Origin of the sequence: Terrisporobacter mayombei (genome assembly GCF_020748465.1) — a bacterium.
GTDB classification, from domain to species: Bacteria; Bacillota; Clostridia; order Peptostreptococcales; family Peptostreptococcaceae; genus Terrisporobacter; species Terrisporobacter mayombei.
This window is the reverse complement of sequence record NZ_JAHZMP010000003.1, coordinates 88596-110089: the sequence shown is the minus strand read 5'-3', so window position 1 is coordinate 110089 and position 21494 is coordinate 88596. Positions and strand designations below refer to the sequence as shown.

At 30.4% G+C, this 21494-nt stretch carries 9 protein-coding genes and 2 riboswitches; all 9 genes read left to right on the top strand.

What is annotated here, in order from left to right:
* Positions 1 to 147 precede the first annotated feature (147 nt).
* The 9 genes from K0039_RS11185 to K0039_RS11140 all read left to right on the top strand — a co-directional run bounded on the left by K0039_RS11185 (position 148) and on the right by K0039_RS11140 (position 21491).
* Positions 148 to 6729: a fibronectin type III domain-containing protein gene (locus tag K0039_RS11185; RefSeq protein WP_228105155.1), complete on the top strand. Its 6582-nt coding sequence runs from the start codon at positions 148 to 150 to the stop codon at positions 6727 to 6729.
* On the top strand, positions 6714 to 7007 hold the full coding sequence (locus tag K0039_RS11180) for a fibronectin type III domain-containing protein (protein WP_228105154.1): 294 nt from the start codon (positions 6714 to 6716) through the stop codon (positions 7005 to 7007). Before K0039_RS11185 ends, K0039_RS11180 begins: the two co-directional genes overlap by 16 nt.
* 198 nt (positions 7008 to 7205) lie before the next feature.
* A complete protein-coding gene (locus K0039_RS11175) occupies positions 7206 to 13232 on the top strand; it encodes a phosphodiester glycosidase family protein (RefSeq protein WP_228105153.1) in 6027 nt (2008 codons plus the stop codon).
* A gap of 346 nt (positions 13233 to 13578) precedes the next feature.
* Positions 13579 to 14256 carry a DUF2628 domain-containing protein gene (locus K0039_RS11170; protein ID WP_228105152.1) on the top strand — a complete coding sequence of 226 codons (678 nt, stop codon included), beginning with the start codon at positions 13579 to 13581 and terminating at the stop codon, positions 14254 to 14256.
* Between the two features lie 274 nt (positions 14257 to 14530).
* Positions 14531 to 15049, top strand: coding sequence for a folate family ECF transporter S component (locus K0039_RS11165; protein WP_228105151.1), 519 nt, complete (start codon positions 14531 to 14533; stop codon positions 15047 to 15049).
* 296 nt (positions 15050 to 15345) lie between these two features.
* A riboswitch (glycine riboswitch) is annotated at positions 15346 to 15457 on the top strand.
* 11 nt (positions 15458 to 15468) lie between these two features.
* Positions 15469 to 15556, top strand: a riboswitch (glycine riboswitch).
* A 72-nt stretch (positions 15557 to 15628) separates the two neighbouring features.
* Positions 15629 to 18112, top strand: coding sequence for an aminomethyl-transferring glycine dehydrogenase subunit GcvPA (gene gcvPA / locus K0039_RS22450; protein WP_306665647.1), 2484 nt, complete (start codon positions 15629 to 15631; stop codon positions 18110 to 18112).
* 1 nt (position 18113) lies between these two features.
* Positions 18114 to 19562 (top strand): aminomethyl-transferring glycine dehydrogenase subunit GcvPB, encoded by a 1449-nt coding sequence (gene gcvPB / locus K0039_RS11150; protein ID WP_228105150.1) that lies wholly within the window; start codon positions 18114 to 18116, stop codon positions 19560 to 19562.
* Between the two features lie 108 nt (positions 19563 to 19670).
* Positions 19671 to 20012, top strand: a complete 342-nt coding sequence (locus tag K0039_RS11145; protein WP_228105149.1) for a winged helix-turn-helix transcriptional regulator — start codon at positions 19671 to 19673, stop codon at positions 20010 to 20012.
* Between the two features lie 87 nt (positions 20013 to 20099).
* Positions 20100 to 21491 (top strand): dihydrolipoyl dehydrogenase family protein, encoded by a 1392-nt coding sequence (locus tag K0039_RS11140; RefSeq protein WP_228105148.1) that lies wholly within the window; start codon positions 20100 to 20102, stop codon positions 21489 to 21491.
* Positions 21492 to 21494: the final 3 nt, after the last annotated feature.

Genomic DNA, 21494 nt, shown 5'->3' with positions numbered 1-21494 from the left:
TTCGTTTTATATTATATAAAAATTTATTAATAAATGAAGAAATTTGTCATATTTTAATCTAATATAGAGGAATTAAATGTAATTGGTAGAATATATTAAAATATATGCATAATTACAAATTGAAAGTAAATTAATAGGGGGAGTCTTATGGATAGAAATGGTAAAGTGACCAAGTTACTAATGAAAGTGTTAGTGTTTACAATGATTGTTGCCTTAGGGGTGGGGAACAATTTGTCTATGATTGCTGCAGCAAATATTACTGTGCCTGAAGGCAGTTATGTAGTATCGAATACTACAAAAAAAGTAGCTCCAGGTATTGAAGAAAGTACAATTGTAACAAACAATAAGTCGGGAACAAAGCAAAATATTGATTATGCATGTGAAATTGATTTACAAGGTACATCGACGACAAAAATTATTTCTGGATATGCTGGTTATGATGCTTCATCTTGGAAAATGGATAAGTTAACAAATCAAGCTAAGGCAGCTGAGAAAAAAACAGGATTAAATGTGGTAGCAGGAATTAATGCTGATTTTTATAACATGTCAAATGGCCAACCTTTAGGAATGCTTATCATGGAAGGGAAGGCATATAACAAGGGGACTAATCCATATTTTGCTATAACTAAAGATGGTAAAGCTGAAATTAGAGAAGGAAATGTACCAATAAATGATGTAGAATCAGCTGTTGGTGGAGATGTAATTATGGTTAGAGATGGTAAAGTAGTTAATCTTGATGATAATAACTCATACCAAACCATATTATATTCTAGACAAGCTATAGGAATAAAACCAGATGGAACTGTAGTTACTTTTACTACTCATGGACGTAACTATCCATTGTCTAATGGTCATACATACAGAGAAATGGCTGAACTTATGATAGGTCTTGGATGTGTTACAGTTCTTAATTTAGATGGTGGTGGTTCTGCAACTTATGCATCTCAATATGAAGGTAGTGAGAATTTTGAAGTAAGAAATAGTCCATCAGATGGAACAGAGAGAAAGGTAAGTAGTACATTACTTATAGTTTCTACTGCAAAACCAACAGGAGAATTTGATCATGCCTCAGTTTCTCCTAATGACTTAGTTTATACACCAAATTCAAAAGTTCAGTTTGAAGCTACAGGGGTAGATTCATCAGGAGGAGCAGCGACACTTCCAAGTGATTTAACGTGGAAACTAGATAATTCATCCTCTTCTTATGGACAAATAAATAATAAAGGTTTATTTACATCAAATGGAAAAGCTGGAGATGTTAAAATAAATGTATTAAGTGGTGGAAAAGTAGTAGGTTCTACGCAAATTACAATAGCAGCACCAGATAGTATTTCTTTTAGTAGTGAAGAGGTAAGTTTAGGTTTTGATAAAAGTAGTGATCTAGGATTAGTTGTTAAATATAAAGGTAGAGATGTAATTTATAAAGATGGTGATTTTAAATGGACTATGGATAATGAAAAAATGGGTTCATTTAATGGAAATATATTTACATCATCAAGCTCAGAAACAATTAATGGTCATATTACAGCAACTTCTGTATACAATTCTTCAGTGTCAGGAAGTGTCTATGCAATTATCGGTAGATTACCTTCAGTTATGCTAGACTTTGAAGATGTTGTAGATGAGGAGACAGGCACTACTACAAAGGCTGAAGATTTTTATACAATAACAAGAGAGGCAAATGATACAGAGTCTTTATTATTACTTGGAAATTATGGACGTGGAGGTAAAGAATCAGCTAAGTTGGTTGATTTAGATAGTGGAGAACCAGTTCGTTTTGGCAACAACTCATTAAAACTTGACTATGATTTTTCTAGTGGAATTACAGGTACAGAAGGAGCTTGCTTAGGATTTACTGAAGAAACTAAAAAAATAGAAGGAACACCAACAGGTATAGGAATGTGGGTATATGCGCCAGAAGGAACACCTAACCTTTGGCTTAGAATATATTTAAAGGATGGAAATGGAAATCTTGTACCACTGAATTTTACAGAGGAAGCTAAAATTTCTGAAGGAAAAATGGGTGGTATTGACTGGAATGGATGGAAATATGTTGAGGCTAGTCTGGAAGGACGTACTGGACCATTCTCATTAGTGAAAGGTCAAACTATGAGATTAATGTATGTGCCTGGAACACAACAAGGCTTCTATACAAAAGGTCCAACAAAAGAAGATGGAACTTATGAAATGGTTGAAGTGCCAGAAGCTCAACGTAAAGGTTCCATATATATAGATAATTTACAATTTGTATATGGTGCCAATAAGGATGATATAGATAATCCAAAAGTAGATAGTATAACAGCTAATAATACTGAAATAAAAGATGGAATGACAATAGATACAAATACTATTAGTTTTAAATCTTTATTTAGTGATATTGAAAATAAAAATACTAGTGGAATAGATCATGATACAGTTCGTATTTATTTAGATGGTGTAAACATGTCTTCAGAAAAGAACTGTGTTTTAGTACCTGGAGATAATGCTATAAACTTATATGATGTAAAACTTTCAAATGGACCACATAATGTAAAAGTTTTAGTACGTGATAAGTTCGGTAATGAAACAATAGAAACAAGAAACTTTATTGTAAAAGGTGATAAAGAATATACAAATGTAACTCTTTCACCAATAAGTGAAGGTAATCCTATTTTAAATAAAAACTTTGAGCTGGGATTATCTACTGACAATATAGGAGATATAAAATCTATAGAAACAGAAATTAAAATAAATAATGATTTTAAAGATTATGAAGTCAAATTTAATGATGGATTTGAAGGTACTGCTACATACGATTCTAAGGCAAGGACTATAAAATTAAATGCAACTAGAAAAGAAGAACAATCCTTAATAGGTGGTTTATTTTCAGATAAAGGTGAAGCAAATATAGCAACATTAAGTTTTAAAGTACCTAAAGATTTGAAAAAGGGATCAAAATTTACATATTGCGCTCAAAAGGGTAAAGTTACTTATAACAGCGAAAAAGAAGAAGGATTCAGTGGCACTTTTGCCACATCACAAGAAAGCTTAGAAGTAGTGGCACCACTTTCTGTTAAATCAGAAGCTATGATTGTAGGGTCTAGTGGAAAAATTCATGTTTACGATTTAGAAGAAAAAGGTGTTGAGGATGCTTCTATTTATAAATCAGATGGAACTCTTTTAGGAAAAACAAATAAAGAAGGTTATCTTGAGACTGATGAATTATGCAAAGAAGTAGGAAAATATACTATTTATGCTGAAAAAGGTGAAGATATTTCTTACTCAATAAATGTTCAAAGTTCAACTTCTGCAGGTAATGAAGATGGGCTACCTGAATATGTTATATCAAATGCAACAAGCAATGCTACAGGTAGCAAAAATATAACTTGGATATCAAATCCACAAAAATCTGACAGCAAAGCAATAATTCAATATGCTACTAAAGCAGAATATGATAAAAGGGGAGAAGCAGCATTTATTAATAAAGAGGGAACAAGTAAACTTCAAAGTTTCTTAGGATCTTCAGATGCTAGTAAAAACTATTCTGTAAGAGTAAATAAGGTAAATGCAACTAATTTAAATAAAAATACTAAATATGCATATCGTGTAGGTGATGGTAAAAACTGGTCAGAAGTGAAAGAATTTAAAACTACACGCTCAGGAACAAATACAAACTTCTTTGTTATTGGAGATACACAAATAGCAAATAAAGAAAATGTAGATAAGATTTCTCAACAGTTATCAAAAGGAAATTATAGTTTTGGTATTCAAACAGGAGATTCTGTTGATGATGCTTCAGTTTATAGTAACTGGGTAGACGTACTAAATATATTTGGTGATTCATATCTAAGCGGAGTAGACATGGTTCATGTTTTAGGAAATCATGAATTTATGGGAGATTTAGATGGCGATGCAGCCCAAAATATTTACAATTTACCAAATTCTAGACGTTATTCTGTGGAATACGGAAATGTTTATGTTGCAACTATAAGTTATACAAATAGTAAGAGTCAACTTAAATCTGATTTAGAATGGTTAAAAGAAGATGCTAAAAATAGTAAAGCTAAATGGAAAGTTCTTACTACACATCAACCAGCATACTATTCAAACCCATCAGGTTCTAATGAAATGATGAATGAATTAGTTCCACCAGTAGCAGAAGCAGCAGGAATTGATTTTGTATTCTCAGGACATGATCATTCTTATGCTAGAACACAACCTATAAAAGAAGGTAAAGTCAATAAAGATGATGGTACAGTATATTATATATGTGGTTCTACAGGTGAAAAATCTTATGGTGTAGTTGATAATAAAGACTTCCACTTTGCGAATCCTCCAAGTACAGATTTTGGTGCCATATATTTAACAGGATCAGCTACAGATAGCGAGTTTAAAGTAGAAACTCATGAAGCAGACGGTACAGTAATAGATACTTACACAAAAACAAAAACGTCAAAAGATTGTTCAGATGGACATGATTATGTTTATGATGATGGATATTTAACTTGTTCAAGATGTGGTTCGTCTAAGGAATTAGGAGAATATACAGGATTTGCTAAAGATGAAAAAACTAATAAAAAGATGTATTTCATAGGTGGTAAATTCAAAACAGGATGGTTTACTTATGGAGTAGATGAAGTATATCACTTTGGTAATGATGGTTTAGCTCATGACTTAGATGTTAAGATACTTGAAGAACATAACTGTACACAACAAGGGAAAAAAATTGTAACATGTAAAGAGTGTAATATAAGCCAAACATACACAGGAGCTAAGGCACCAGGACACTATTTCCAACCAGAAGAACAACCAGATGGTAGCATCAAATATATTTGTGGAAACAAAGAATATAACTGTAAAGCAGTAGGAAAATATATTGGTGACAAAAAAATTAAATTAAGCTATACAACAACTACTTACAATGGAAATAAAAAGTCACCAGCAGTTACAATTGATGGCCTAGTAAAAGGAGAAGATTATACAGTATCTTATTGGGATAATGTAAACGCAGGTACTGCTAGAGTAAGAGTGAAGGCCAAGGGGAACACATATGCAGGTATGTCTTATGTAGAATATACTATAAAAGCTAAATCTATATCAGACATGGATGCAAAGCTGAGCTTTACACAAATTGATTGCAGTGGTGAAGAGCAGAAACCAGAAGTTACAATATCAGGGCTAGAAAGTGGAAAAGATTTTACTGTTAAATATTCTAATAATATAGAACCAGGAACAGCTAAAGTTACTATAACTGGTAAGGGAAATTATACTGGAACTATAACAAAAGAATTTAAAATTTCAGAAGAAAAATTAGATAAAGTAACAGGATTAAAATCTTCAGATAGAACTTTAACAGGATTTAAATTAAGTTGGAACAAGGTTGAAGATACTGATGGATACAAAGTTTATGAATATAATGCTACTGATAAAACTTATAAATTAGTAGATACAGTAGAAGGAAAAGATAATACAAGTTATGTACTAAAAGACTTAAAAGAAGGAACAACTTATAGATATGCTATAAGAGCATATAAGAAATTAGACAACAATTATAGTCAAGTAGGTCCATATTCAAATGTAATAACAACAAGCACTTATCCAGGAAAGGTAACTGGATTATATGCTGATAATATAACATCAGAGAGTATGGAATTAAAATGGAATAATGTAAGCAGTGCTTCAGGATATAAAGTTTATAAATACAATGAAAAGGATAAGTCTTATACTTTATTAAAAACTTTAGAAGGAAAAAATAGCACTGCTTATAAAGTAGAAGATTTGAAGGCTGGAACAACTTATAAATATGCAGTAAGAGCATATAAAGCTGTAGGAAAATCTACTTATAGTGGAGCATATTCTGATGTATTTAGTATGAGTGTAGTGAAAGCACCATCAAAGGTAACAGGACTTACTACTAAAAATAGAACTACTTCTAGTATGACATTAAAATGGAATAAAGTTGCAGACTGTGATGGATACAAAATCTATGAATATAATCCATCTAGCAAGAGCTACAAAGAAGTAAAAGATATATCAGGAAATGAAAATACAGGCTATGACTTAACAAATTTAAAAGTTGGAACGACTTATAGATATGCGGTAAGATCATATAAAGAATCAGATGGGCATAAATACTTGGGAGAATACTCAAAAGTATTAACAACAACTACTTATACAGCAAAAGTAACTGGAGTTACTACATCAAATAGAACAACTTCAGGATTTAAGTTAAAATGGAGTAAAGTTACAAATTGCGATGGATATAAAGTTTATAGATACAATTCAGAAGATAATACTTATAAACTTGTAAAAACTATATTAGGAAGCGGAAATACAAGCTATAATGTAACTGGATTAAAAAATGGAACAACTTATAAATATGCAGTAAGATCATACAAAAAAATAGGTGATAGTACCTATAATGGAGAGTATTCATCTACATTAACAACAAGTACAAGTCCATTAAAAATTAAAGCTGTGAAAGCTACAGATAGAACATCTACAAGTATAACTTTATCTTGGAAAGAAGTATCTAATGCTGATGGTTACAGAGTATATAGATATAACTCAGAAGATAAAAAGTATGAGTTGATTGGCGAAGTAGAAGGAAAAGAAAAAACTACTTACACAGATAAGAAGTTAGCTAGTGGTAAAAATTATTCTTATAGAGTAAAAGCATGTAGCAAATTAGGTAAGAATACTTACTTAGGAGAATACTCAGATACTTATAAGACTTGTACAAGACCATAAAATCAAGTCAAGTTTCATATACATCTGTAAAAGTATCTTGGAACGAAGCTAAATATGCGGGTGGTTATGAAATATATAGATCAACTAGTAAAGATGGAAAGTATACAAAAGTAGCTACAATAAAAAATGGTAACACAACAAGTTATACTAATAGAAGCCTTACTAAAGGAAGAACATATTATTATAAAATAAGAGCTTATAAGTTAGTAAATGAGAAAAAAGAAAATGAAGAAAAAGTTAATAGTTACTATAGTGATATTAAAGTATATAAAAACTAGATAATAAATAGAAGAAAGCACTAATTTTCAGATTTATATTTAAATGTATAAAGATTGAAAATTAGTGCTTATTTTTTAGAAAAACGATACCATAACTTTAAAAAATAGTATATAATTATTTCTTGTAACAGCAAAAATTAGCAAATTAAACAAATTAAAATTGCTAATCTGACAATTTATAAAACTGGGGGGAAGTAAATGTTTAGAGGGAAAAACATGGGTAGTTTTTTTACTAAAGTATTAGCTATTACTATGGTACTTGCGATAATGGCCAGTAATACGGCTATTTCTGCTTTTGCAGCAAGTATAGTTGTACCAGAAGACACATATGTTGTATCTAATAATACGAAAAAAATTGCACCGGGTATTGTTGAAAGTGAAATAATTACAAACAACAAAAGTGGAAACAAACAAAATATCGACTATGTTTGTGAAGTAGATTTAAAAAATACTTCAACAACAAAAATTATAGCTGGTTATGGTGGTTATGATGCAACTTCATGGAAGATGGATAAATTAACAAACCAAGTTAAATCAGCTGAAAAAGCAACAGGATTAAATGTTGTTGCAGGTATCAATGGCGATTTCTATAATATGTCAAATGGTGCTCCAAATGGTGCCTTAGTTATGGAAGGAAAAGCTTATCACCATGCTAATAATGCACCTTACTTTGCCGTACTAAAAGACGGTAGCGCAGTAATTAGAGATGGAAAAGTATCTCTTGATGATGTTGAAGCGGCTATCGGAGGGGATTCAATATTAGTTAAGGATGGAAAAGTATCTCCTAATCTTGATAGTAATTATATATCTACAAGATGTGCAGTAGGTATTAAGCCAGATGGAACAGTTGTTACATTTACAACTCATGGACGTAACTATCCAGTGTCTTCTGGTCGTACATATCAAGAAGTGGCAGAAATGCTAGTTGGTTTGGGGTGTGAAACAGCTTTAAATCTTGATGGTGGAGGATCAGCGACATACGCATCGCAATATGAGGGTAGTGATGAGTTTAATATTAGAAACAATCCATCAGATGGAACGGAAAGAAAAGTAAGTAGTACTCTACTTATAGTTTCTACAGCTAAGCCAACAGGTGAATTTGATCATGCTTCAGTTTCACCAAGTAACACAGTATATACACCAAACTCTTCAGTAGAGTTTTCTGCAAAAGGTGTTGATTCTGCAGGTGGATCAGCATCACTTCCAAGTGATATAAAATGGGAATTAGATGAGAAATCCAAAGAACTTGGTTCTATAAATGACAAAGGAGTATTTACATCTAGTGGAAAAACTGGTGATATTAAAGTTAACTTAACTAGCGGTGGTAAAGTTGTTGGAACAACTTATATAACCATAGCGAAACCAGATAGTATTTCTTTTAGTAATGAGGAAATAAGTTTAGGATTTGATAAAAGTAGTAACTTAGGAATAATAGTTAAATATAAAGGAAGAGATGTAATATATAAAGATGGAGACTTTAACTGGACTTTATCGGATAAAAGAATGGGAACATTTAATGGGAATATATTTACATCTTCTGATTCAGAAACAGTAAATGGAGATATTACAGCTACCTCAGTATATAACTCAAGTGTAAGTGGAAAAATACATGCAATAATAGGTAGACTACCTTCTATTGCTATGGACTTTGAGGATTACAAAAATCCAGAAACAGGAGAAGTTACACCAGCAAAAGACTATTGGACTTTTACTAGAGCAGCAGTTTCTGGCGGTATATCGCAATTATATGATAAAGATGGAAATAAAATAGATAGTACAGATACTAAATTAGTTACTGGCCACTACTTTAACGGTTCTAATCCAGATGACAAAAGAGGGGGAAAAGAATCAGCAGAAATAGTTGATATAGCTAGTGGAGAACCAGTTAGATTTGGTAATAACTCCTTAAAACTTAATTACGACTTCTCTGAAATAAACGGAACGGAAGGAGCTTGTATAGGATTCGCAGAAGATGCAAAACCGATAGAAGGAAGCCCAACAGCTATAGGTATGTGGGTATATGCTCCAGAAGGAACACCAAACCTATGGTTACGTATACGTGTAAGAGATGGCAAAGGTGCTCTTCAAACTTTAAACTTTACAGAGCAAATGAAAGATGGCAATCTGGGAGGAATCAACTGGACTGGATGGAAGTATGTCGAAGCTGATTTAAGTCACTTAACAGGACCATTTACATTAAGTGCAGGAGAAACTATAAGATTAATGCACCTTAACAATGCAGAGGGAAGTAATGGGGATTTCTTATCAGATGGAACTAGAATTCCGAAATCTCAATGTAAAGGTAGTATATATATAGATAACTTAAGATTCGTTTACGGTGCAAATATAGATGATACAGAAGCTCCAGTAGTAGATAATTTACAACTAAATGGAAAAGACTTAAAAGATGGTGATATGATAGAAACAAATACAGTTTCTTTCAAATCAATGTTCCATGATATAGAAAACAAGTATACAACAGGAATAGATCATGATACAGTATATATTTTTGTAGACGGACAAAATATGACTGAACATCCTAATTACGTTCTTCAAAAAGGAGATAATACACTTTACCTAAATGATTTAGTATTAGCAAACGGTACCCATACAGTAGAAGTACTAGTGCGTGATGGATTTGGTAATGAGGCAACTTTAAGTAGAACATTTACAATAAAAGGTGATGATAAATACACTAATGTTTCTTTAGAACCAAAAACATTAGAAAATCCAAAGCTAAATGGAAATTACGAACTAGAATTAAAATCAAATAAAGTAAAAGACGTTAAATCGGTTTCTGCAACGATACAAGTAGGAAGTGACTTTAATGAACATGATGTAAAGTTTGATGATAATTACGAAGGAACATTTGAATATATTAAGAAGAACAATGAAATAAAACTAAATGCAACTCGTAAAGATGGCTTATCATTTAATTCTGGTGAAGGAAGTATAGCAACAATAACTTCTAAAATACCGAGAAACTTAAAAGAAGGATCTAAATATTCTTATGGAGTAACTAAAGGAAGTATAGAATATTCAACAGAATCAGAAGATAACGCATCTGGAACATTCTCAAGTAAGATGGAGAGTATAGAGGTACAAGGTGATTATACAGTAGAGGCAGATACACTAATAGTTGGAGAAAGTGCTAAGGTATATGTAAAAGATGAAAATGGTAATCCAGTTGAAGGAGCTACTGTTTATTATGGAGAAGACAAGAACATTGGACAAACAGATAAAAATGGTGAGGTAGATGCTACTGAACTATGTAAAGAACCGGCTAAATATTCTATTTATGCAGAAAAAGATGGTAAATATTCTTTTTCTACGACTTTCCACTGTGTAAGTTCGACGGGTCAAGAAGATGGTATGCCGTTTAATATAATAAATAATGCAACATCAAACTCTACTAATAGCAAAAAGGTATCATGGTTTGCACATCCAAAAACATCTAAAGCTAAGGCTATAATGCAAATAGCTAAAAAAGAAGAGTATGATTCAAAAGGAGAAGCAGCATTTAAAGAGTGCCCAGGTACATCAAAAATACAATCATTTACTGGTTCTTCTATAGCAGCAGAAAATGGAGCAGCTAGAATAAATAACGTAGTTGCAGAAGGTTTAACTCCAAATGTAAAATATATTTATCGTGTTGGTGATGGAGAAAAATGGTCAGAAACAGACACATTTACATTAAAAAGAAAAGGAACAGATACAAACCTATTTGTAATTGGAGATATACAGCAACAAAACACATCTAAATTAGATAGAATAGTAGATAGACTTAACGAATCGGGTGTAGATTACAATGCAGGAATACAAGTTGGTGATTTAGTTGATAAAGCTGATATATATGGAGATTGGAATACAACTTTAGGCTCTTTATCGAAAATTGGAAGCACTGATTTTGTAACTGTAACAGGCAACCATGAACACTATGGTGATTCTTATGCTGACATAGCTGAGAATATATATAGTTTACCAGACAAACGTCATTATTCAGCACAGTATGGAAATGTATATGTAGGAGTAATAAACTATACTACATCTAGAGCACAACTTGAAAAGGATTTAGAATGGTTAAGAGAAGATGCTAAAAAAAGTAATGCAACATGGAAAATACTAGTGACACATTCTCCGCCATACTATACAAATACTGCAGGAGGAAATGAAATAATAAATGAATTATTACCTCCAGTAGCAGATGAAGTAGGACTTGATTTTGTATTTTCAGGTCATGATCATGCATATGCAAGAACAAAACCTTTAAATAACAGAAAAGTTGATGAAAAAAATGGAACAGTATATGTGGTAGCTGGTTCAGCTGGTGATAAAACGTATGCTCCAACAGATAATAAAGATTTCCATTTTGCAAAATTAGAATCAGACTATGATGGACTATATATTACGGCTTCAACCAATGGAAGTGAATTTAAAATTGAAGCACGTGAAAGTAATGGAACATTAGTAGATTCATTTACAAAAACTAAGAATGGTAGCTGCCAAGATGGTCACGATTATTCTTATGAAGATGGATATTTAACTTGTAAAGAATGTGGTTCTTCTAAGGAATTAGGAACTTACACAGGATTTGCAACAGTAGGAAATACCGATAAGAAAATGTACTTTATCCAAGGACAATTCCAAACTGGTTGGTTTACTTATGGAAAAGACGAAGTATACCATTTTGGAACAGATGGTATATCTCATAATGTAGATAGCAAAATTACTGAAGAGCACAATTGTACACAAAGAGGAGAAAAAATAGTAACATGTGCAGAGTGTAACATAAGTAAAACTTATATAGGGGCTAAAGCACCAGGACATGATTTCCAAAGAATTGATCTAGAGGATGGCTCATACAAATATATTTGTAGCCACACAGAATATAACTGTAGAGCAGAAGGTAAATATATAGGTGATGAAAATATTAAATTAAGCTATACAAAAACAACTTACAATGGAAATAAAAAGGTTCCAGCAGTAACTATAACGGATAAAGAAACAGGAGAAGTTATAGATAAAGAACACTATACAATTTCATATTTGGATAATACAAATGCTGGTACAGCAAAAGTAAGAGTAAAAGCAAGAGGAAATACTTATGCAGATATGGCATATGTGGAATATACAATAAGAGCTAAATCTATAGAAGATATGGATGTTAAACTAAGCTCTACAGAAGTAGAATTTGATGGTCAAGAGCAAAAACCAAAAGTAACAATTGACGGATTAGAAAGTGAAAAAGATTTTGATGCTAAATACTCCAATAACATAAAACCAGGAACAGCTACTATAACTATAACTGGTAAAGCAAACTATACTGGGACTATAATAAAAGAATTTAAAATTATGAATCCAGATATGTCTAAGGTAACAGGATTAACATCAACTGAGAGAACAACATCAGGATTTAAGTTAAAGTGGAATAAAATAAATGATGCTGATGGATATAAAGTGTATGAGTATAATTCGAATAATAAGTCTTATAAACTGATAGGTACAGTAGAAGGAAATGACAATACAAGTTACAATATAAGTTCATTAAAAGATGGATCAACATATAAATATGCAGTAAGAGCATATAAAACAGTAAATGAAAATGATTACTTTGGTCCATACTCAACTGTACTAACAACTACGACTTATCCAAATAAAGTTACAGGTGTGACTACTACAAATAGAACAACTTCTAGCATGAAAGTTAAATGGCGTAAAGTTGAAAATTGTGAAGGATATAAAATTTATGAATACAATGAATCAGATAAAACTTATGCTTATTTAAAGACAGTTTCAGAAAATGATAATACTAGTTATGAGATTAAAAATCTAAAAAGTGGAACAACATATAAATATGCAATAAGAGCTTATAAAAAAATAGGTGAAAATATATATAATGGACAACACTCAACAGTATTAACTACAGCAACTACACCATTGAAGGTTAAAGGGCTTACTACTAAAAATAGAACTTCAACTAGTATAACTTTATCTTGGGATAAAGTAAGTAGAGCAGAAGGTTATAGAATTTACAGATACAATTCGGAAAATAAAAAATATGAATTGATAGATCAAGTAGAAGAAAATGGAGAAACTACTTATACAGATAAGAAACTTATAAGTGGTAAAAACTATTATTATAAAGTAAAGGCGTACAAAAAAATAAAAGACAATATTTACTTAGGTTCATATTCAGATAGTATAAAGACTTGCCCTAGAAAATAGAAGTAAAACTAAGCACATCAAGCTCAGGACTTGTTAGAGTATCTTGGAAAAATGCTAAATATGCAAAAGGATACGAGATATATAGAAGTACTAGCAAGGATGGTGAATATATCAAAGTAAGCACTATAAAAGATGGTGACGTAATAAAATATATAAATTAAAACTATATAAACTTATTGAGAATGATTAGATAAAGTCAGGAGAGGAATCTCCTGACTTTTATACTTACAAAAAATAAAGACAAAGTACTAATATAATATTTTGGCTTATAATACTTTATTGTAATAAGATACTAATAATAGTACAATAAAAATACTTATTAAAAAATATTTATGGAGAGAAAATTATGGCTGAAGAAAATAAGTTCATATATTGCTCAAAATGTGGGAAGAAAAGTTCAAAAGATACTAAGTTTTGTACAAATTGTGGAAATAAATTAATAACAATAGAGGATAGTATAAAAAATACGACTGAAAATATTAAAGATGCTATAAAAAATAACGAAACATATAAAAGTTTTGCAGATACTAGTTATGATGAAAATTGTAGATCTGACTTCGACAATAGAGACATGGTTAATTTTATACAAAAGAAAGAAGAATATTATATACCTAAATTTAAGGAGATCCAAGAATTATACAAATCGACCAGTTGGAACTGGGCAGCATTTTTCTTTAATTCATGGTGGTTTTTATATAGAAAAATGTATGCTATAGGTTTTGGACTTATTATAGCAGATGTAGTAATTGGATTATTAATACCATCTTTATCCTTAATTGCAAGTATAGCTATAGCCGTGATTTCAGGGCTATATGGAAATATAGCTTATTTAAAGTATATACAAAAACAATTAATTTCTTTTACAAATATGGATGATGATATAAAGCAAAGATTAATATTAGATAAAGGTGGAGTTAATATAGTAATACCAATAATATTATCCATAATTACCATAGGATTTTTATTATTGATAGGTGCATTAGGAACATTTTTATTCATGTTTTCTTCTCCATACTATTATTAGAATTATATAATTTAAGAATAATTAAGACATGTAAATATTTATTTTATGTGTCTTTTTTTATTAATATAAAAGTATTTATTAGATTTATTATGAAAAAGTTAATAATCTAATTATTTTAAAAACCTTTGTGCTACAATTTAATTAAGTTATTTAAATTTCATAGATAGACTAATCAATAAAGGATAATAAAAATATATATAAAGAATTTATCGTTTTTGATAACTCCACACATGGATCACTTATTTATGTGCTAGCCAAATTTAGGAGGAAATTTATGAATAAAAAATTTAATGTTCAAAGACTAGTTCAGACAAGTTTATTAGTTGCATTACAAATAATATTGACTAGATTCTGTTCTATACAAACACCCATAGTTAGAATAGGATTTGGTTTTTTACCAGTGGCTATAATTGCTATTATGTATGGGCCAATATGGGCTGGTGTTGCAAATGGTATAGCAGATATTATAGGAGTTGTACTATTTCCAACAGGAGCTTTTTTCCCAGGGTTTACAATTACTGCAATCTTGGCAGGTGTAGTATATGGAGTATTTTTACATAATAAGCCAGTTACATGGACAAGAATAATAGGCGCTGTTTTAGTTATAGATATAATTTTAAATTTAGGTCTTGATACTTATTGGTTATCTATTTTAATGGGTAAAGGATTTATAGGATTATTACCAACACGTTTACTTAAAGAAGCTATTATGATACCATTAAAAGTTACAACAATAGGCGTCGTTTGGAAAAAATTTATAGTGAAATTACCTAAATTTTCACAAGCTATATAAGAAATACTCATCTGTAGCAGATTCAACCACTGAGAATTTAGATTAAAAATAATGGTTGTTTAGCAATTCATACCAAAACTATAATGGCTATATTGGGGAAAGTCTATTGATTTTTATTAAGTAACTTTAATGTACGATAAAAGTGCTTATAATTTTTATAAGCACTTTTGTATACTTATTACATTTAATTATCTGATGATTTTGAATTGTCGAAAAAATATATAAGAAAATGAACAAAAACGGTTGAAAAATATTATGAACTCACATACAATGATTTTAGAATTAAATAAATCCAAATGATATTTACGAGAGACGTTTTTACCGAGGTAAAAAGGCCGAAGAAGCAATCTGAAAATCGCCATTAAATTTTCAAGAGAAACTTTCAGGCAAGAATATCGTAAATTAATGGGACTCTGGAAAGACTTTGCTCTGGGGAGTGAAAGTCACCGACGAAGAAAATGAGATTTTCTCGCTAAAACTTTCAGGTAAATGAACAGAGGATATGTGGCTACTACTTGTAGTGTCCGCATATCCTCTTTTTTATGTTTAAATAAAATAATGTGATGGGGGAGTAAGAAAATGATAGAATGCATGGAATTAAAAAGAACTAAATTATTTTCTACACATGAAAAGTTAAATGCAAAAATGTTTGAATTTGCAGGATGGGAAATGCCACTAGAGTATATAAGTGCAACTAAAGAACATGACTATGTAAGAAGAAGTGCGGGATTGTTTGATGTTTCTCACATGGGAGAAGTTGAAGTTAAGGGAAAAGAAGCATTTAATTTTATACAGTATTTAATTACAAATGACATTACAAATCTGAAAGCAGAAGAGATTATATACTCACCAATGTGTTATGAAAACGGAATGACAGTAGATGATTTACTAGTTTATATGATAAAAGAAGAAAATTATTTACTAGTAATCAATGCCGGTAATATAGATAAAGACTATGAATGGATTAAAAGACAAAGTGAAAAATTTGATGTAAATATAAATAACATATCAAATCATGTTTCTCAATTGGCAATACAAGGTCCAAAAGCTGAAGAAATACTATCTAAGTTAGTAAATATAAATTTAAGTGATATAGAGTTTTACAAATTTAAAAATAATATAGAGATTTGTGGAGAAAAATGTATAATTTCAAGAACAGGTTATACTGGTGAGGACGGATTTGAAATATACTGTGATGAAAATGTAGTAGAGAAAATATGGAATGATATTTTGGAAGTAGGAAAACAAAATATAACACCAGCAGGCCTTGGAGCTAGAGATACTTTAAGAGCAGAGGTGAATTTACCTCTTTATGGCCATGAAATAAGTGAAGAGATATCTCCTATGGAAGGTGGTTTAGGTGTATTTGTTAAACTAAATAAACAAAATTTCATAGGAAAAGAAGCTTTAATTGGCTTAAAATCACAAGAAACCCAAAAAAAATTAGTTGCTTTTGAAATGCAAGGAAAAGGTATGGTAAGAAGTGGCTATGAAATAGAAATAGATGATAAAGTTATAGGATTTGTTACTACTGGACTTAAATCTCCTACTTTAGATAAATTTATAGGAATGGCAATTATAGATAATAATTATGCCAAAATTGGAAGTGAAATAGGAGTAAGAGTAAGAAAAAAACTTGTAAGTGCAGTAATAGTAAAAAGACCTTTTTATAAAAAACAATATAAAAAAACAGAGATAGTAAAGGAAGAATATAAGCAATATTCATATATACCAGCAACTCGTGAAGATGAAGAAAAAATGCTTGAAGCATGTAAAGTAAATACAATAGACGATTTATTCTCAGATATCCCAGACAGTTTAAAATTAAAAAAAGATTTAGAATTAGAGGAATCAAAATCAGAATTAGAAGTTATTCAAATAGTAAAAAACATAGCAGATAAAAATATTAGCACAGAACAATTAACTTGTTTTTTAGGAGCAGGGGCTTATGATCATTATGTTCCTTCAATCATAAAACATATTACATCGAGAAGTGAATTTTACACAGCATATACACCATACCAAGCAGAAATAAGTCAAGGAACATTGCAAAGTATATTTGAATTCCAATCAATGATATCAGAAATAACAAAAATGGATATAGCAAATGCATCTATGTATGATGGTGCAACAGCAGCAGTGGAAGGATGCCTACTAGCAGTTTCAAAAACTAGACGTAAAAAAGTAGTAGTAGGAAAAACTGTTCATCCAGAAACAAGAAAAATATTAAAAACTTATATACAATTTAATGATTGTGAAGTTGTGGAAGTTGATTATGATAGGGAGTTAGGTATGACGGATTTAAATAGATTGAATGAAGTAGTAGACGAGGATACTGCTTGTGTACTACTTCAAAGCCCCAACTTTTTTGGTGTCATAGAAGATGTAGATGAAGTTGGTCAAATAGCTCATGACAAAAAAGCCATGTATGTATTAAGTGTAAATCCAATAACTTTAAGTGTGTTAAAATCTCCAGGAGAAGTGGGTGCAGATGTGGCTGTTGGAGATGCTCAACCTTTAGGAAATACATTAAACTATGGTGGACCTTATGTGGGATTTTTAGCTATAAAATCAGGTTTAATAAGAAAAATGCCTGGTAGAGTAGTTGGCCAAACAGTAGATAGAGATGGAAATAGATGTTACTGTTTAACTCTTCAAACTAGAGAACAACATGTTAGACGTGAAAAGGCAACTTCAAATATATGCTCTAATCAAGGTTTGTGTGCATTAAATTCAGCAATTTATATGGCAACTATGGGTAAAAAAGGCTATGAAGAAGTGGCAATGCAAAATATGCAAAAATCGCATTATGCAGCTAAGAAAATAAGTGAAGGTGAAAAATTTCAACTACTATTTAAAGGAAAATTCTTCAATGAATTTGTTGTAAAATCACCAATTGAAATAGATGAGCTAAATAAAAAATTGTTAGAAAATAATATACTTGGCGGATGTGATTTAGGCAAAGATTATCCAGAATTATCAGGATGCACTATGATTTGTGTAACTGAAAAAAGAAGTGTAGATGAAATAGATAAATTAATGAGAATTATGGAGGGAATGTAAAATGAAAGAATATAATAGCTTGTTAATTGAAATTTCTAAGGAAGGAAGAAAAGCTTACTCTCTTCCAAAACTAGACGTGGATGAAATTAAACTAGATGAAATGTTAGATTACAATATGATAAAGAAAACTGATTTAGAATTACCACAGTTAAGCGAATTAGACGTAGTAAGACATTATACCTTATTATCAAATAAGAATTTTGGTGTAGATACAGGATTTTACCCTCTAGGATCTTGTACTATGAAATATAATCCAAAAATAAATGAAGATATGGCATCACTTAGTGAATTTACTAATATGCATCCTTATCAACCAATTGAAACATCACAAGGCTCCTTAGAACTAATGTACAATTTATCAAAAATGTTAGGTGAAATAACAGGAATGGATGAAGTAACTTTACAGCCTTCAGCAGGAGCACATGGAGAATATACAGGGCTTATGATGATAAGAAAATACCATGAAAGTAGAGGGGATTTAAAAAGAACTAAGGTTATAGTACCAGACTCTGCCCATGGAACAAATCCTGCTAGTGCAAATATGGCCGGATTTGATATTATTGAAGTTGAATCAACTAAAAATGGAGCTGTTGATATAAATAAGTTAAAAGAAGTATTAAATGATGAAGTTGCAGCATTAATGTTAACTAATCCAAGTACTTTAGGATTATTTGAAAAAAATATAGAAGAAATAGCAAATTTAGTTCATGAAGCTGGGGGACTTTTATATTATGATGGAGCAAACACAAATGCAATTATGGGAATAACTAGAGCAGGAGACATGGGATTTGATGTGGTTCACTTGAATCTACACAAAACATTTGCAGCACCCCATGGAGGAGGAGGACCTGGAAGTGGCCCAGTGGGAGTGAAAAAAGATTTAATTCCTTATTTACCAGTGCCAATAATAGAAAAAGTTGATGACAAATATGTATTAAATTATGGTAAAAAAGGCTCTATAGGAAAAATTAAAAATTTCTATGGAAACTTTGCCGTAATGGTTAGGTCTTTTGCATATATCTTGACTATGGGTAGGGATGGACTTAAAAAAACTAGTGAAATAGCTGTATTAAATGCAAATTACCTAAAAGAAAACTTAAAAGAAGATTATGATTTACCAATAGATGAAATTTGTAAACATGAATTTGTATTAAGAGGATCTCATGGAGAATATAACACAATGGATATTGCAAAAAGAATGTTAGACTATGGTTATCATCCACCAACATTTTACTTCCCACTAATAATCAGAGAATCAATAATGATAGAACCAACAGAAACAGAGAGTTTGGAGACTTTAGATAAATTTATAGAAGCTATGAAATCCATAGCAAAAGAAGGAAGAGAAAATCCAGAGCTATTAACTTCAGCACCTCATAATACTATTGTTAGTAGAGTTGATGATGCAAGAGCAGTCAAAAAACCTATTTTAACTTGGAAGAACAGATAAAAATTAATATACCTAAAAAAATACCTACGAAATTATATAATTATATATTTCGTAGGTATTTTTTTATAGTGTATAATAAGTGAATAAATATGTATTGGAGGATAAAAAATGTTTAAAATAGATGAAGTAATTTATGACTGCCCTGTAGAAGCCTTATCTAATATATTAGGTAAAAAATGGGTGGCGGTTATAATTTGGGAAATACAAAGTGAAAAAATAAGATTTGGAGAGCTACAAAGAAGAATAGAAGGATGTAGTAAAAAGATGCTAACACAGCAACTTGAGTTGCTAATTGAAAATAAAATAATTATAAAAGATAAAAAGACTATTAATAATACTATGGAGTCAAGTTATTACTTAAGTGATAGTGGCTTAAAACTACTTCCTATTATGGAGACTATGATTTATTGGAGTAATAGTAATTTATCTTGCGACAAAGAGAGTAAGTAGTTACAAAAAAGTGCCTAATTGAGTCATATTAATAATCTTGATACTATTTAATTAAGAATAATAAAAGAGATAACAGGGGGACTTAATATGATAAATAAGTATGATGCTATAATAATAGGATTTGGAAAAGGCGGAAAAACTTTAGCTGGAGACTTAGGAAGTAAAGGTTTAAAAATTGCCTTAATAGAAAAATCTAAAAAAATGTATGGAGGAACTTGCATAAATGTTGCATGTATTCCTACGAAATCTTTAGAAAATAAAGCTAGTAAAATTAGAAGACATAACTTTAATGATTTTAGTGAAATAAAATTAAAATATGAACAAGCCATAGAAAAAAAAGATGCTTTAACAAAAAAACTAAGAATGGCTAATTTTAATAAATTAGATAAAAATGAAAACATAACAATATTTACGGGAGAGGCTTCTTTTGTAAATGAAAATGCAGTGGAAGTAAATACTTTAAATGGTGAAAAAATAATATTAGAAGGTGAAAAAATATTTATAAATACAGGTTCACAATCTTTTATACCAAGTATTAAAGGCATTGAAAATACTAACATAGTTTATACGAGCAAAACCTTAATGAATTTAAAACAATTGCCTAAAAAAATGATTATAATAGGAGCTGGATTTATAGGACTAGAATTTGCAGGTATTTATAGCTCTTTTGGTAGTGAAGTTACAATAATAAATACTCATGACACTATTCTTCCTAAAGAAGATGAAGATGATGTAGCTGAAATAGTAAGTATACTTGAAAAAAGAGGAGTTAAGATACTAAATAAAGTTTCAATTAAAGAGATAATAGAAGAAAATAAATCTGCTAAAATACAGTACACTGATGGGAATGAAGAAAAGGAATTAATAGGTGATATAATTTTAGTGGCAACTGGAAGAAAAGCAAATATAGAAAATCTTAAACTTGAAAAAGCAGGTGTACAGCTAAATGATAGAGGGTTTATAAAAGTAGATGATACTTTACTAACTACAACAAAACATATATGGGCACTTGGAGATGTAAATGGAGGACCTCAATTTACTTATATTTCTTTAGATGATTATCGTATAGTTGTAAATCATTTATTTGGAGATAAAACTAGAAAAGTTAGTGATAGAGAAAATATACCTAGTGCTTTATTTCTAGATCCATCTTTTGCTAGAGTGGGATTAAATATTAAACAAGCAAAAGAAAAAGGACATGAAGTTTTAGTTGCTAAAATGCCAACAGAAAATATACCTAGGGCAAAACAAATAGGAAAAATAGAAGGTTTTATTAAAATAGTTATAGATAAAGATACAGAAGAAATTTTAGGATCAACTATTATATGTGATGAATCTAGTGAAATGATTCATTTACTACAATTAGCAATAGATATGAAATTAAAATACACATATTTAAGAGACAGAATTTATGCACATCCAACTATGACAGAAGGCTTAAACGATGTACTATCATCAGCTATGATAAAGGAAATATAAGAA

Bases quoted from the DNA above. Each gene is read 5' to 3' on its own strand.
- gcvPA (WP_306665647.1), top strand. From the start codon at position 15,629: ATGATAGAATGCATGGAATTAAAAAGAACTAAATTATTTTCTACACAT.
- K0039_RS11145 (WP_228105149.1), top strand. From the start codon at position 19,671: ATGTTTAAAATAGATGAAGTAATTTATGACTGCCCTGTAGAAGCCTTA.
- K0039_RS11185 (WP_228105155.1), top strand. From the start codon at position 148: ATGGATAGAAATGGTAAAGTGACCAAGTTACTAATGAAAGTGTTAGTG.
- K0039_RS11140 (WP_228105148.1), top strand. From the start codon at position 20,100: ATGATAAATAAGTATGATGCTATAATAATAGGATTTGGAAAAGGCGGA.
- gcvPB (WP_228105150.1), top strand. From the start codon at position 18,114: ATGAAAGAATATAATAGCTTGTTAATTGAAATTTCTAAGGAAGGAAGA.
- K0039_RS11175 (WP_228105153.1), top strand. From the start codon at position 7,206: ATGTTTAGAGGGAAAAACATGGGTAGTTTTTTTACTAAAGTATTAGCT.
- K0039_RS11165 (WP_228105151.1), top strand. From the start codon at position 14,531: ATGAATAAAAAATTTAATGTTCAAAGACTAGTTCAGACAAGTTTATTA.
- K0039_RS11170 (WP_228105152.1), top strand. From the start codon at position 13,579: ATGGCTGAAGAAAATAAGTTCATATATTGCTCAAAATGTGGGAAGAAA.